Origin of the sequence: Litorilinea aerophila, from assembly GCF_006569185.2 — a bacterium.
In the GTDB taxonomy this organism is placed as follows: domain Bacteria; phylum Chloroflexota; class Anaerolineae; order Caldilineales; family Caldilineaceae; genus Litorilinea; species Litorilinea aerophila.
The window spans coordinates 62,636-78,098 of sequence record NZ_VIGC02000020.1 but is presented as its reverse complement, the minus strand read 5'-3'; the positions used below and the strand labels follow the sequence as shown (position 1 = coordinate 78,098).

Sequence of the window (15,463 nt, the reverse complement as noted above, 5' to 3'; positions counted from 1 at the left end):
GCCATCATGCTGGAGATTATGCCACGGAGGCGGAAGAGAGAGGCTAAGGCCGGTTTATGACCGCGTTATGGGCATGTTAAGCCTGGAGCATCGACAGCTCTTAACATGCTCTTAACCTGCAGACAGCCTTCCCTTCATGTAAGCGCATCCGATCTGACGTACCCTATGCAGGTGTGGGTAGCCAAACAGCACCCGGCCGGGGAGACGCTTCATGATACAATGGGATGGTGGACATGATGGCTGACACAATCTCGGATGAACGGATCGAACCCATGGCCAACGAGACGATCCTGGTGGTGGACGACGACGAACTGATCGTCGACGCCCTCACCTATCAACTGAAGCGAGCCGGCTACCAGGTGCTCACCGCCTACGACGGCGAAGCCGCCCTCCAGGCAGCGCGCACAGGCCACCCCGACCTGATTCTGTTGGATGTGATGATGCCCAAGATGCAAGGATGGGAAGTCTGCCGGGCGATCCGAGCGACCAGTACCGTGCCCATCCTCATGATCACGGCCCGGGGCCAGGAAGCGGATCGGGTGCTGGGGCTGGAGCTGGGAGCCGACGACTACATCGTCAAGCCCTTTAGTTTCGGCGAGCTCTTGGCCCGTATCCACGCCAACCTGCGCCGGGTCGCCTATGACCGGCAGGGGGTCATGCCGTCCGGCGCTGGGGAGGCCACGCCCCAGATTGCGCTGGGGGGCCTGGTCATCGACCGGGAACGGCGCACGGTCACCCGCCAGGGCAAGCCCATCGCCCTCTCCAAACGTGAATTCGACTTGCTGCTGGCCCTGGTTGACGCCCAGGGAGCCGTGGTTCCACGGGGAGATCTGTTGGACCAGGTGTGGGGGAAGGAGTGGATCGGCGACCCTCGCACGTTGGACGTCCACATTCGCTGGCTGCGCGAGAAGCTGGAGGACGACCCGGGCGCCCCTCGCCTGATTTTGACCATACGCGGTGTCGGGTATCGGCTGGTATCACCCGGTGAACTGGAGGCACCACAGGAAGATGGCGGCGCATGAACCCCATGCTCCCCAAGCCCGGTGGCCTTGGGAACGAAGTCTTCAGTACCGCATTATTGGCACCTACAGCCTGGTGTTCTTCCTGATACTGGCCCTGCTCATGGCACGGGTCGGCCAGGTGGTCTACGCGGCCCAATTCCAGGAGGTGGAAAATCACCTGGAGCTGGAAGCGTTTCTGGCCGCAAACGCCTTCGAAGATCCCCTGAGCGGCTATGCAGAGGAGTTTCGAGAATATAGCCGCCGGCACCACAATGAGGGTGAAATCATGAAGGAGGCTGTGGAGGAGGGCAGAAACAGGGGGAATGGTGAAGGTGGCCTAGCGCCCATCGTTGCACGCTTGCAATCCGTCGCGGCCAACTACGCCATGGACACGGGCGCCCGGGTCACCATCCTGGATCACCATGGCAATCTCATCGCCGACAGTCAGGCCGATGCCGCGGATGTCATCGACGCCGCCGACCCCTCCAGCCATGTGGAGATTCAGGCAGCGCTGAACGGACGAGAGCAACACGCGATTCGCCCGAATCCTGTCACTGGCGAACCCACCCTGTATGTGGCTGCGCCAATCCAGCTGGGGAGCGAAATCCTGGGCATCGTACGCCTGTCCCGCCCCATGAGCCAGGTCACAGACCGAATCCGGGCGTTGCTCCTCTCCCTCGTCCTCACCGGCCTGCTGGCTCTGGCCGCCATGACCGGCATCGGCTTCTGGCTCGGCCGCCGCCTGGTGCACCCTCTCCAGGCCATCGAAGAAGCAGCCCTGGCCGTCGCCCAGGGCGATTTGACCCGCCAGGCCCCGGTGGAGACCGATGACGAATTGGGCGCGGTGGCGAAGGCGTTCAACACCATGGTCCGGGAGTTGCGGGAAATGATGGAACAGCAGAAAGCCTTCATCGCCAACGCCAGCCACGAATTGCGTACCCCGCTCACCAACATCAAGCTGCGATCGGAAGCGCTGCTGGGGGGTGCCAAAGACGACCCCGCCGTGGCCGATCGCTACCTGCTGGAGATTGACCGGGAAGTTGACCGACTTGCACGGCTGGCCAACACGCTGCTGGATCTCTCCCGTCTGGAGGCCGGCACGGAGACCGACGCGGCCCCCGAGGTGATCGACGTGGCACCACTCCTGCACAGCGTGGGCGAGACGATGCAGGGACGCGCCGCACAAGCCGACCTGCATCTTGACCTGGCCATCCCACCCAAACTTGAGATGCAGGTATGGCCTGAGCATCTAGAGACCATCCTGATCAACCTGGTGGACAATGCCATCAAATACACGCCGGCCGGCGGTCAGATCCGGCTACGGGCCTGGACCCGCGGCGCCTATTGCCGGATCGAAGTGCAGGATACCGGGCCCGGCATCGATCGTGAAAACCTGCCGCACATCTTCGACCGCTTTTATCGGGTGGACAAGGCCCGCAGCCGACGAGATGGCTATTGGGGCGCAGGCAGTGGTGCAGGGCTCGGCCTGTCCATCGTCAAGACCCTGGTGACCCGAAACGGCGGCAAAGTCTGGGCAGAGAGCCAACCAGGAGCCGGCACGACCTTCATCGTCGAATTCCCCAACTCGAGCGCGAACCACCCTTGAGCCCCACGGCATCCCCGACTAGCTGGGACGAATCCGCACCACCATCACCGACTTGGGGGCAAAACGCACCACCGAGTTGGCCACGCTGGCGGGGAAGAAGCCGCCAAAGGATTGGTTGCCCACCACCACCAGATCCACCTGTCCCTTCTGCGCCACATGGAGGATGGTTTTCAGCGGATCTCCCTGCCACACCTGGAGGGCATCCCGAGAGTATCCTTCCCGTTCCAGCAGGGAGATGGCATCCTGGAGGAAGAGGCTGCGGGGTTCATCCTGGGCCAGGGCAATGTCCAGGGAACGCGGGGCCGGCTCCGCCTGCCGGCGATCGGTCGGCGGCAGGACGTGGAGCAGCTGCAGGTCGGCCTTGAGGGCCTTGCTGACCTGGATGGCGCTGTCCAACACCGGCGCATCATCCAGGTTGATGCAGGCCAGGACCCGCCGGATCTGGGGCTGGGGCCCCTTGACCACGATGACCGGCATGCTGGCATATTGGACCAGGCGCTGGGCCGTGACGCCGATATCTGCCGTTCCTCCCGCCCCCCGATCCTTGAAAGCAGCCAGCACCAGCATGTCCGCCGCATGTTCATCCAGGTAGCGCCCCACCACTTCGTCTGTGGGCCCGACCAGCGGGACCAGCTCTGGGCGGATCTTCAGCCCCTGGAGCAGTTGATGGACTTCCCCCATGACCTTCTGCGCGTGGGCGGAGCCGGCGCGCCCCCGGACGGAGACCAGCACCTTCAGTTGGGCCTGCATGGCCTCTGCCAGGTGGCCAGCCAGCACCACAGCCCGCTGGGTGTGTTCCGTGCCATCGGTCACGGCCACGATGGTAAAGGTCGATGCTTTCGGTTGGGCGGGCTGTAGCTTTTCGGCCACGGGCGTCTCGCTCACCTTGGGCTGATGGCGTACCAGGAGCATGGGCACAGTCACCGAACGGAGCACCGCCTCGGCCACACTCCCGAACACCAGCCGACTCAGCCCCTTGCGTCCGTAGGTGGCCATGGCCAGAAGGTCGAAATCCCCCTGTTCGGCATAGTTGACAATTTCCCGCACCGTATCACCGGTCAGCAGCTCGATGGAAACCTGGTACCCTGCTTCCCGGAGGCGCTCTGCTTTCTGCTGAAGCTGTTCCCGCAGGCCGGCCCGGTACCTTTCCCATTCGGCGGTGTTGACCATGGTGGTGTAAACGGAGGGAGGGAGCGCCGCCGTGGCATAGGGGTCGGTCGTGATGGCGGATTCAGCCGGCTGGGCTACAGCCAGCAGCGTCAACTGGATGCTGCCCGGCTCAAAGAGGTTGGTCACCACCGGTAGAATTTCGTCGCTGATTTCGGAAATCTCCAGCGGCACGAGTACTTTCCGTACGGCCATCGTTCACCTCCTGGGTAGTAGTGAAATCCCGGCAGAGATTCGTCGATGGTTTCCACCAGAGGCAGGGCCGCCGAATTTCTGCCGTGGTATTGACACCAGACAGTAGGAGCACCAGACTGCACTCGCACAGGAAGGAGCCTGCAAAAGGCATGCCTTAATCCTACCGTAAATCTTACCGTGAAGTACAGGGGATTGCAATCGCCTGCTTTTCGCCCTGTTGCCTCTTCCCCGCTTCTTCTTGCCGTGCTCACCTCGCTTTCCGGATTTCTTCTGGAGGTCCATGACGTTCTGTGCATTGCCCGGGATACCATCTGACAGGTTTTTGACGGATTGTCCATCAGAATAATGATGGTATACTGTTGGAAACAGTAGAGGATGCGTCAATGGATGCCTACGAGGTGGACACACTCACCAGTCTGCCCATACCGTTTGTGATTCCCACAGACCTCATAACGCCGGAAGGACCGCTCGCCCGGGCTATTCGCCTGCTTGCGCAGCGGTGCAGCTACTTCGCCCTGTTCCACCAGAGCGATCCCGGGTGGAGCCAGCGCCAACAGGCATTGCAACAACAGAATGCGCTGCTCCAGGCCCTCAACGCCAGCCAACGGGACTATCTGGAAGGGCAACCCGCGGGCGTTGTCCTGGACGACCTGATCCACCGACTGGTCGAGGTCACCCAGAGCCGTTGGGGATTTTTAGCCGTGTTGCAGCCTGTCCCTGCATCCGTGACGACACGCCCGCGCGTCCGGGCGGTGCGGCCGCAGCCTGCCCCCGCCGGGCTACACCAGCTGGATCTGGGGGAACTGGCAGCGACGTTTTCGCAACGGTCGTGGCCCCAGATCCTTACCCTCCCCATCGAGGAGCACCCGTCGACGGCATCCCAGCAGGAGGGCGAGGCACAGCCCCATTTGCCCGCGCCCCTGTGCCTGTTGCTGCTCCCAATTGTTCGCGGGGATCAGGTGATAGCCATCCTGGGGCTGGCCGGCCGCTCCCAGGGCTACGATCCCTTATGGAGTTCCCTCTTGCAACCGGCCCTGGCTACCCTGGCGCAGATCTTGCTGGCCGAAGAGAAGGAACAACGGCGTCGGGAAAGTGAGCGCGCCCTCCTGGCCGAACGAGCCCTGCTGGCCAGGCAGGTGGCCGAACAGACCGCCGAGCTGAGCCGCGCCCACACCACCCTCCTCCACACCCTGCGCGCCAAAGACGACTTCCTGGCCGGCATCAGCCACGACCTGCGTACCCCCCTCAACGCCATCCTCCTCACCTGCCAGATGATCCAGCGGGGGGCCTATGGCCCGCTGACCGACGCCCAGAAGCGTGCCCTGAGCAACATCCGCCAGAGCAGCGAACACCTCCTCCAACTCATCGACGACATTCTGGACGTGGCCCGGCTGGGCGCCCATCGCCTGTCCCTGGAGCGGCACTCCGTGGATGTGGCCCACCTCTGCGCGGCCAGCACCCACGCCATCCGTCCAGCCGTCCAGGCGCGAAACCTCCACCTGGCGCTGCAGATGGATCCCCGGGTCGGAACCCTGGTCGGCGACGAAAAGCGGCTGACCCAGATCCTGGTACACCTCCTCACCGCCGCCGCCCGCGCCACGCCTGCCGATGGCCAGCTGGGCCTGGAGGTGACGGTCCACGAGGCAAACGAGCAGATCCTCTTTACCATCTGGCATACGGCCAAAGGCGAGAACGGTCTGGACGCCGACGAGGGCATCGCCGTCCATGCCGTCTCCTCGTCCCGCCAGGAGGAAGAAACGGGGGGAATCGGCCGGGCCGAAGACCCGGAGGCTGAAAAAATCAGCCGGGGGCTGGGGCTGGCCATTGCCCGACGCCTGGCAGAACTCCACGGCGGGCAGATCCAGGTGCGCCGAGAGGATGGACGGGAATGCCTGATCCTGAGCCTGCCCTGGCATCCCCAGCCTGAGGCCAGCCAGATGAGTCAGGCTCCGGGCCTGGGTCAGCCGGCGCGTCAGGAGGCGTCCTCGCCGCCCCGGCGCGCGCTCCTCTTTGGCACTCGCCTGGAAGAGCTGGATGACGAGACCCTGGCCGAATATCTGCTGCACCCCAATATGCTGGCCCATGCCCGGCAAGTGGCCGCCTATGCAGCATTGACAGCCCAGGCTATGGGTCTGCCCCCGGAGCAGGTGGAGCGGACCCGGCGGGCCGCCCTCTTTCACGACATCGGCAAGATCGCCATTCCCGAGGCCATCCTGATGAAGCCCGAGCGATTGACGCCGGAAGAGTACGAGGTCATCAAGCACCATCCCATCATCGGCGCGGAGATGTTATCCAAGTTCCAGCACTTGCGAGGTCTGGCCCCCCTGATCCGGCATCACCATGAACGCTATGATGGCCTGGGCTACCCGGACGGCCTGGCTGGGGAGGAGATCCCGGTGGAATCCCGCATCATCGGTCTGGCCGATGCGGTGGAGGCCATGGCCTCGGACCGGGCCTACCGGCGGGGGCTGGCTGCGGAGGAGATCCTGGCTGAGGTCGAGAAGCAGGCAGGGACCCAGTTCGATCCCCGGGTCGTGGAAAGCTTTGGCCGGGTGATTCGCCAGTACGGTACGGCACTGATCGTCAACGCCGTGGGTCAAGAGGCCACGGCGCTCCAATAAACTTCCTGCAGTTCCTCTGGCCTCCAGCCTACAGCCAGGTATAGTTCACATCACAATCGTCGGAATCACGGAGGAATCACGGGCAGGGCGGCGCCCAGGAGAGCTCCCGCCCCGGGCCCCTGTCCCTACATCCTGCGCCGACGCTCTTGAGCCATACCCCCTCCAGCCCTCCAGCCAGGTGAGTTGCATTTCTGCCTGGTTTGATCTATCCTTGTGGCACTTCCGTGGCTCCAGCAGGGATCCCTCTGAACGGAGCCCGGCCTCGTCGTCAACCCATCAAATTCATTAGTCCATCTCATACTTTTGTCGTAAATGATAACGACACATCTGGACGATACGCCGTTAGGGGTGTCGGGTTATGCTAGGAATTGGTTTTCGTATATTCTTATTCTGCACGGACTGAGAATTTATCACTCCGGCATGCTTGGCCGGCTTTTTTATACAAATGAACCTCGAATCGTCTGTACCTGAATCCCAATCCACGAGGGGCCCCTCTGTGTCAGCATCATCTGAGTCGGCTGCCGCCCTGGTCGCTGCGACCAAAACCCACTACTACTCCCTTCTCTACAACGAGATGGCGGAACGACGGCGTGCAGAGGCGGAGTTGCGCATGAATAACGCGCTCCTCACCCTCCTCAGCAACGCCCAGCTCCAATTCGTCTCGGGCATGGATGCCGACCGCATCTTCGCCAATCTGCTGGATGGCCTGCTGGATCTCAGCGCCAGCGAAGAGGGCTTCATCTGGGAAGTGCCGGCTGTGGAAGGCCAGACAGGCCCCCCCAGACCCATCCGGGTTCACCTGGCCCGCGGGGGGCGGCACAATGACCTGGCCCGGGTCATGGAGAAGCTCTATCGGCTCACCCTGCGCAACCGGGAACCGCTGAGCTGGAGCCAGCGCCCTGGCCAGATCGGGGATGAGAAGATCCAGGGTTGGCTGCCGGACAGCTACCTGGGCCTCATCTTTTACCAGGGAGAACGGGCCGTGGGCGTGGTGGGCATCGCCAATCGTCCCGGCGGCTACGGCGAACCGTGGGTCAAGTTTCTGCAGCCGGTCCTCTCCACCTGCGGACAGCTGGTGGTGGCCCACCGTAATGAACAGTTGCGCCGGGAAGCAGAAGCTGCACTGGCCGCAGAACGGGCCTCCCTGGCCCAGCGGGTGGCCGAACGAACGGCCGAACTGAGCGCCGCCAATGCGGAACTGGCCCGGGCCTCCAGGGCCAAGGATGACTTTCTGGCCAGCATGAGCCATGAGCTCCGCACCCCCCTGAACGCCATCCTCTTTCTGGCCCAGGCCCTCAAAAAAGGGGTGTACGGGCCCATCAGCGACAAACAGCTTCGCTCTGTGCTCAACATCGAAGAGAGCGGCCGCCACCTTCTCTCCCTGATCAACGACATCCTGGACGTGGCCAAGATCGAAGCCGGCCGCCTGGAGCTGGACATCTGGCCCGTGGCGGTGGAGCCCATCGCCCAGGCCAGCCTGCGCCTCATCAAGGAGATGGCAGAGAAAAAGCAAATCGCCGTCTCCCTCCAGTTGGATCCGGCCGTCTCCACCGTACGGGCGGACGACAAGCGGCTGACCCAGATCCTGGTGAACCTGCTCAGCAACGCAGTCAAGTTCACAGATCCGGGTGGGTCCGTCGGTCTGGAGGTCAAGGGGGACCCAGCCAACCAGCGGGTCCACTTCACCGTGTGGGACACGGGCATCGGCATCGCCGAGGAAGATTTACCCAAGTTGTTCAAGCCATTTACCCAGCTCGACAGCGGATACACCCGACAGTATAGCGGTACCGGCCTGGGCTTGTCCCTGGTCTATCGCATGACCCAGATGCATGGGGGGGAGATCTCCGTGGAAAGCCAGGTGGGCCAGGGGAGCCGCTTTACCGTCTCCCTGCCCTGGGAGCCAGAGCCCGCCGAAGGGACGGTTGCAGGCACCATCCAGCTGCGCGAGGGGATCCAGGCCGCCTCGGCAGGAGTGGAGCAGACGGAGGAGGCCCAGGGGAACGGCACCTCCTCCGAGCTACCCCAAAACCGGCCGAGCCGTATCCTGCTGGCCGAAGACAACGATCTCAACGCAGAGGCTCTCTCCGACTACCTGCACCTGGAAGGGTTCCAGGTGCTCCTGGCCAAAAATGGCCAGGAGGCCATCGACCGGGCCCGGAGCGAAGGACCCGATCTGATTCTAATGGACATTCAGATGCCGGTGATGGATGGCCTGGAGGCCATTCGGCGAATCCGGGCAGACAAATCACTGGATGATATGCCCATTATCGCCTTGACGGCCCTGGCCATGGCTGGGGACGCGGAACGTTGTCTCCAAGCGGGGGCAGACGACTACATCAGCAAGCCCATCGACGTGGATACTCTGCTGGCCATGATCGGGGTGCAGTTGGAACGGCGTCAGAACGCCCGCCAGAAATAACCTCTCCTCCTGGAGGGATAGAAGGAGGGGAGATGGGAAACAGGGGACAGGAGCCCGCTTTGGAGGACGAAGCACACACCATGCACAAAATATCGTTGTTGGCAAAGATATACATTTTGGGCACCATCGTCCTGGGCGGCACCCTGACCGCCTGGTATGCGCGTCAGATGGATCCCACATCGGGCTGGCTGATTGCGGTCACCTGCGGACTGGCGGCCCTGCTGCAAATTTTCAAGATCGAAGGTGCCACGGCCCGCACCAGCTACAACCTGAGCTGGATCGTCTACGGCGCCAGTTTCGTCCTCTGGGGGGTGCCCGCCACCATCGTGGTGATCACCGTGGCGCACCTGGTGGAGTGGCTCTGGCATCGCTACCTCTGGTACATCCAGAGCTTCAACATCGCCTCCTTCGCCATTACAGTGGCCTTTGCAGGAGCAATTTTCGAACAGGTTAAAACCCTCCCCGGCCCCACCCAGCTGGTGGACGCCCTGGCGTTGCTCAGCGCCCTGGCGGCCTTCACCGTCGTCAATCACCTCATGGTCGGGCTGGCCGTACAGCTGGCCCGGGGGCAGAGCCTGTCTGAATCGGGCATCTTTACCATGACTACCCTGGCCATTGACTTCGGCATGCTCTCCCTGGGCGCCAGCTCTGCCTTCATCTGGATGGTCAACCCCTATGCCGTGGTGCTGGTCCTTTTCGTGGCCTATCTGCTCTACCGGGTCATCCGGCTCCCGGCCCTCCAGCGCCAGACGGAACTGGATCCCAAGACCGGCCTGTTCAACGCCCGCTATCTGGATTCCTACCTGGCCCGGGAACTGGAGCGTGCCCGTTCCCTCAGCCGGCCCCTGAGCATTGTCATGGCGGATCTGGACCTGTTGCGGGAAATCAACAACTCCTACGGCCATCTAGCCGGTGACGAGGTGTTGAAGAAGGTGGCCCAGATCCTCCAGGCTTCGGCCCGGGATGTGGACGTGGTGGCCCGCTTCGGTGGCGAAGAGTTCGCCATTTTGATGCCCGGCACCACCGCGGATCAGGCGTTCATCCAGGTGGAGGCCATGCGCAAGGCCATCGAGGCGGCGGAATTCACCATCTCCACCCATCCGGCCCCCATCAAGGCCACCATGAGCTTTGGCATCGCGACCCGCAACCCGACCGACGAGCTTTCGGCCGAGGAGTTGATCCACCAGGCTGATCTGGCGGTCTACCAGGCCAAGCACTTTGGGCGTAATCGAACCATTGTTTTTGGGGAAGAGCCGCTCCCCACCCACACTTTGTTGGGTGTCATGGGCGGCGTATCCGAAGGCACGGAGTCCACAGAAACGGCATCGGAGCCGGAACCGTGGCCGCATTCCTCCTTCCTGCACTCGCCCCTCTTTACCCGCCAGGAACAACAGGAAAGGGCCGGCCAGGGCTGGCATCGGACCGGTCGGCCGGAAGGTTCGCCTTCTGCAGAGATGGACAGTGAAGAGGCGGATGGCGAAAAGGCCCCCAGTTTTACGCCATCTGCCCGGCTGCTCAACGTTTTTGTCGCCGGCACGGCTGCGGTGGCCGGCCTGTTGATCATTTTCTTCCTGCGGGAAGCCGGCGCGCCCGACTGGGTAGGGTTATTGGTCTTCGGGCTGCTGGCGGTGCTGTTGGAGGGGATGGCCACCGACATCTACGCCAAAGACACCTCCGTATCCACGTCGGTTGCCCCCCTGATTGCCGGAAGCCTGGCCTTCGGGCCCTATGGCGCCATCCTGCTCAGCCTGGTCATCACGGCGGTGGCCTACATCAAGCACGGCGCCAGGTGGAGCCGACTGATCTTCAACTTCAGCAACCATACCATTGCCAGCCTGCTTACCATCTGGCTGGTCTCTCTGCTGGGTCGCCCCCTGGCCACCTGGCCGCTGCCCATCCAGCTGGGAATGACCCTATTGGCCTCCTGCCTGGTCTACATATCGACCACCGGGCTCGTGGCCGTCGCGGTGAGCCTCAACACCGGCCATCCGGTCAAACGCATCTGGATGGAACGTTTCCGCTGGCTGGGGCCCAACTATCTGGTCCTGGGGTTGGTGGCCTATGCCCTCATCTTCAGCTACGCCACCGCAGGCCCCTCGGGCACGTTGATCATCCTGGTGCCCCTGCTCATGCTGCAGATCAGCCAGCGGCAGTACATTGAAACCACCAAGGCCATGATCGCCCGGCTCCGGGAGATCAACAGCCAGCTTCGCAAGCAGACAGAACAGGTCCTCACTTTGAACGAAGACCTGCTGCTGGCCCTGGCCCGCTCCATCGACCTGCGGGATCCATACGTTCTGGAGCACTCCATGCATGTGGCCCGCTATGCCGCGCTGATCGCTGAAACCCTGGGCCTACCGCCGGAGCGGGTGGAACTGGTGCGCAAGGCAGGGCTCGTCCACGACATCGGCAAGCTGGCCATTCCCGAGGCCATCCTCTTCAAGCCGGATCGCCTGACGCCAGAAGAGTATCGCATTGTCAAAGATCACGTGACCATCGGCGCAGATCTGTTGAAGGAATTTCAGGCCCTCCACCAGCTGGTTCCCTTTGTGCGCCACCACCATGAACGCTATGACGGCACCGGCTATCCCGACCGCCTGGCTGGCGAGGAAATCCCGCTGGAGGCCCGCATTCTGGGGCTGGCCGATGCGGTGGAGGCCATGGCCTCGGATCGGCCTTACCGCCGCGGCATGAGCGTAGAGGAGATCCTGGCTGAGGTGGAGCGGCATCAGGGCACCCAGTTCGATCCACAGGTAGTCCAGGCGTTCCGCAAGCTGGTGGAAACCCACGGCCCCGATCTGGTGGTCAACTCGGCCAACACGGCCTACGCCCGGACCGGGGAACCCATTCGGCAGCCATGGGATGAACCCTATCTGATGGATATGATGACGCCATCTTTGAGTCACCGAGAACGATAAATGCAAGACAGACGAATTCATGTGACGATGATCCATGCACCATCCAAGTCCGGTCAGCACGGGCTCACCGCTGCATTGAACCTATTGAAGGGGGTTCAGCCGATGATTCACAGCCAGATCGCCGTGCTCAGTGGAGGGAAGTCGTGGGGGAACGCCATCCGATGGGCCATCATGTTGGCCCTGATCCTCTCCTCGGTCTTGGTAGCTCCCTCACCGGTAGCCGCCAACAAGATTCAGCCGGCCCTTCTCGAACTGGTCAACCGCCAACCTGGCAGCACTCTTCCCATTATCGTCCAAAAGGCCGGGGTCAACCAGGAGATTGAAAGTTGGATTCGCCAACAGGGTGGCGTGATCACCAAGGAGCTGCCCATCATCAACGCCTTCGCCGCAGAGCTGGCCGGGGAAGCAGTGCCGCTCCTGGCCGAGCTGCCCGATGTGCGCTGGATCAGCCTGGACGCCTCGGTGGAGTCCAGGGGGGTTGTGGAGAACCGGTTTTACCTCTACGCCAGCAGCAACGGAAACACCCCGGCCCAGCCTATCCTGCCTCTGCGCCAGGAGGTGCCGTCTGGCACCACCCTGTTCAACTACGACACTGATCGAGACAATGCACCTGGCCTCCTGATCCGCCGGGGTGGTGACCTGGATGCGTCCGCCGGTAGCGACCAGATCCAATACTGGCGCACTCCGCCCCTGGCATCGGCCCAGATCCTGCAGGGCAATGTGACCCTCCGCGTTTACGCGGCCATCCCCCCAGACCAGACACTCGACCCCAATGCGGAGGTCCGAATTCAGGCAGCCCTCTTCCACGTGGACGAGGCGGGCAACCGGGTCGCCACCATCGCCCGGGGAGAACGGGCCAAGAGCAACTGGACACACCGCTGGCAGCGGGTCACCCTGAGCTTCCCGCCTGTCAGCTATATCTTGCCTGCTCACCATCGCCTGGAACTGGCCTTGACCGTCGATGGGCGCTCTGCCAATGACCTGGTGTTCGCTTTCGGCACCCGGCAACTGGCCTCCTACGTGTCGGCCCGGCTGGCGAACAATTACCTTCAGGCGTCGAGCTTTTATCTGTACAATGATCCGGTGGCCAACCAGGGGGATACCTCCTCCCACCCGATTCTACCGCTGGCGCCCGAAGAGCCATCCGACAGCCCGCTGTATAACTACGATGCGGACCGGGATTCTGGGCCGGGCCTCCGCATTCGACGTCTGGACGCCCCAGGCGGCCCCCTCTCGCCGGACCAGATCCAGCGCTGGCGTCTCCCCACCCTGAGCACCACGGTGCAAGTGGCCGCGGGGGCTTCCCTGGAACTGTGGGTCACCCGGCCAGAGGATAGCCCGGGGCAGCGGGTCCAGCTCCAGGCAACGCTGAACCAGATTGACAGCACCGGCCGTACCGTCCAGACCCTGGCCGCCACATCCGCCGCGACCAATCTGGACAACGGATGGAAGAAGTTCAAGTTTGCCTTCAACAATGGGCCGTTCGTCATACCGGCCGGCGACCAGCTGGAGCTGGCCGTCACCCTGGACGGGGCTTCCGAAGGCGACGTCTGGCTGGCCTTCGGGACGCGCCAATACCCGGCCCGCCTGGACGCGACCCTGGCTCCGCTCCTGCCCCACACCTACCTCAAAACCATCGGCGCGCTGGAGGCATGGGAGCACGGCTACCAGGGCCAGGGTGTACGGGTGGCTGTGGTGGACAGTGGAATCTGGCAGATGGCGCCAGACCTGGCCCGACCCGATGGCGCAGGTAGCCGGGTCATTGCCAGCTATTCCCCGGTGGGCGCCGTAGCGGACGAGTACGGCCATGGCACCTACGTGGCCGGCATCATCGGCAGCAACGGGGCCGCCAGCGGTGGGTACTACCGGGGCGTGGCTCCCCAGGCGGAGCTCCTGAACGTCCGGGTCAGCGACCAGTGGGGGGCCTCCCGGGAGTCTGATGTGATCGCCGGCCTCCAGTGGATCCTGGATCACAAGGATGCCTACAACATCCGGGTGGTCAACCTCTCATTGAACAGCACCGTGGGGGCCGATTCCTACCACAACAGTCCGCTGAACGCGGCGGTGGAGATCCTGTGGTTCAACGGCATCGTGGTGGTGGTGGCCGGGGGCAACAACGGCTCCCGTGAGCCGGTGGAGGTCTTCCCGCCGGCCAACGATCCCTTCGTTATCGCGGTCGGAGCCGCCGAGGACCAGGGCACCATCGACCCCACCGATGATGCCATCGCCCCCTTCTCGGCCTTTGGCGTCACGCCGGATGGCGTCACCCGGCCAGACTTGATCGCGCCGGGAGCCTACATCGTCTCCAGCCTGGCTGAAGGCTCCAACTTTGACCGCTATTTCCAGGATTACCAGGCCACCTATTTGGATCCCGGCGGCCATGGCACCCGAACAGGCTTTGTGGCCTCGGGAACATCCGTGGCCAGCGCCGTGGTGGCCGGCGCCGCCGCACTCCTGCTCCAGGCCCAGCCCGACCTCAACCCGGACCAGGTTAAGTATCTCTTGACCGCCTCGGCCACCCCGCTTCCGGGTGAACCCGGCGCCGGCGCCGGTATCATCAACGTGGCCCGGGCGCTCGAGTTGCTGCGCAACTATGGCTCCGGTGCCGCTGTGCCCACAACCAATAACACTTACCAGCCCAGCCAGCTCCTCTCCACCGGCTCCGAGCCTGTGGATTGGACCAGTGTGAACTGGAATAGTGTCAACTGGAACAGCGTGAACTGGAATAGCGTCAACTGGAACAGTGTCAACTGGAACAGCGTCAACTGGAACAGCACATCGCCGCAGGATCCCCAGATGCAGGAAGAACCGGGTACGGATTCGTCGCCCGAGCCTGCTGACGTGGCGAGCGACGGGCAGGGGCTGAGTGTCAATAACCGGCCTTCCCTCAACGAGACGAATCCAGTCCTGGCCCCGCCCCTCTTCTGGGAGCAGGTCAGCCTCCCCGGGCCGGAATCCACGGACCAGACGATCCAGGGGCCAGAGCCTCAGGACTCGCCCACTGGACCGGATGCCGCCCCGGCGCCACAAGATCCGGCGGATGAGGAGCCCGCGGTCGAGGAACCTGTGGCGGAAGAGCCGACACCAGCCGAGGAAGAGCCTGTGGCAGAAGAGCCGGCACCAACCGAGGAAGAGCCTGTGGCGGAGCCGCCTCAGGAAGAGGCTCCCGCCGATCCAGGCCAGGAACCCACAGCGCCAGAAGCGCCGGCGCCCGACAGCCAGCCACCGGCCGAGCAGAGCCCTGATGCGCCGGAGGAGCCGGCCGAGCCCACCAATGGTCAACCAGTAAATCCGGAGGGTCCGGCTGGGCCCAGCCAGAACCATCAGATTTTCTTGCCGGTGATCCAACAATGAGTTCACTGCAGAGACCACAGATTTCACAGATGAACACAGATTTTCCAGAAAGAAAATCCGTGTGAACCGTCTAATCCGTGGCTTTTTGCAGGAGAGTCATCAGTGAGCTGATGGCCAGGCCATGAAATAGGTCCCAGGCAGGGACGAAATCCGCCCCAGGGTTTCGTCCCTGTTTCATTTTC

At 63.1% G+C, this 15,463-nt stretch carries 7 protein-coding genes; 6 read left to right on the top strand and 1 reads right to left on the bottom strand.

All coding sequences use genetic code 11. The annotated features are described in order from the left end of the window. Positions 1 to 233 precede the first annotated feature (233 nt). Both FKZ61_RS15335 and FKZ61_RS15330 read left to right on the top strand, forming a co-directional pair. Positions 234 to 1,022, top strand: coding sequence for a response regulator transcription factor (locus FKZ61_RS15335; RefSeq protein ID WP_229964273.1), 789 nt, complete (start codon positions 234 to 236; stop codon positions 1,020 to 1,022). After that, positions 1,009 to 2,607 carry a sensor histidine kinase gene (locus tag FKZ61_RS15330; RefSeq protein ID WP_141611004.1) on the top strand — a complete coding sequence of 533 codons (1,599 nt, stop codon included), beginning with the start codon at positions 1,009 to 1,011 and terminating at the stop codon, positions 2,605 to 2,607. Before FKZ61_RS15335 ends, FKZ61_RS15330 begins: the two co-directional genes overlap by 14 nt. An 18-nt stretch (positions 2,608 to 2,625) precedes the next feature. On the opposite strand, the gene FKZ61_RS15325 is transcribed toward FKZ61_RS15330, so the two are convergent. Beyond that, the gene (locus FKZ61_RS15325) at positions 2,626 to 3,969 is read right to left on the bottom strand and encodes a universal stress protein (protein ID WP_141611003.1); all 1,344 of its coding nucleotides are present in this window, start codon (positions 3,967 to 3,969) and stop codon (positions 2,626 to 2,628) included. 383 nt (positions 3,970 to 4,352) lie between these two features. On the opposite strand from FKZ61_RS15325, the gene FKZ61_RS15320 reads away from it, so the two are divergent. From FKZ61_RS15320 to FKZ61_RS15305, 4 genes are all read left to right on the top strand, one after another. Continuing rightward, on the top strand, positions 4,353 to 6,590 hold the full coding sequence (locus FKZ61_RS15320; protein ID WP_141611002.1) for an HD domain-containing phosphohydrolase: 2,238 nt from the start codon (positions 4,353 to 4,355) through the stop codon (positions 6,588 to 6,590). 496 nt (positions 6,591 to 7,086) lie between these two features. Then, on the top strand, positions 7,087 to 9,009 hold the full coding sequence (locus tag FKZ61_RS15315) for an ATP-binding response regulator (protein ID WP_170199797.1): 1,923 nt from the start codon (positions 7,087 to 7,089) through the stop codon (positions 9,007 to 9,009). 116 nt (positions 9,010 to 9,125) lie between these two features. Further along, the gene (locus tag FKZ61_RS15310) at positions 9,126 to 11,927 is read left to right on the top strand and encodes a diguanylate cyclase (RefSeq protein WP_170199795.1); all 2,802 of its coding nucleotides are present in this window, start codon (positions 9,126 to 9,128) and stop codon (positions 11,925 to 11,927) included. A 102-nt stretch (positions 11,928 to 12,029) separates the two neighbouring features. Next, on the top strand, positions 12,030 to 15,281 hold the full coding sequence (locus FKZ61_RS15305) for a S8 family serine peptidase (protein WP_170199793.1): 3,252 nt from the start codon (positions 12,030 to 12,032) through the stop codon (positions 15,279 to 15,281). Positions 15,282 to 15,463: the final 182 nt, after the last annotated feature.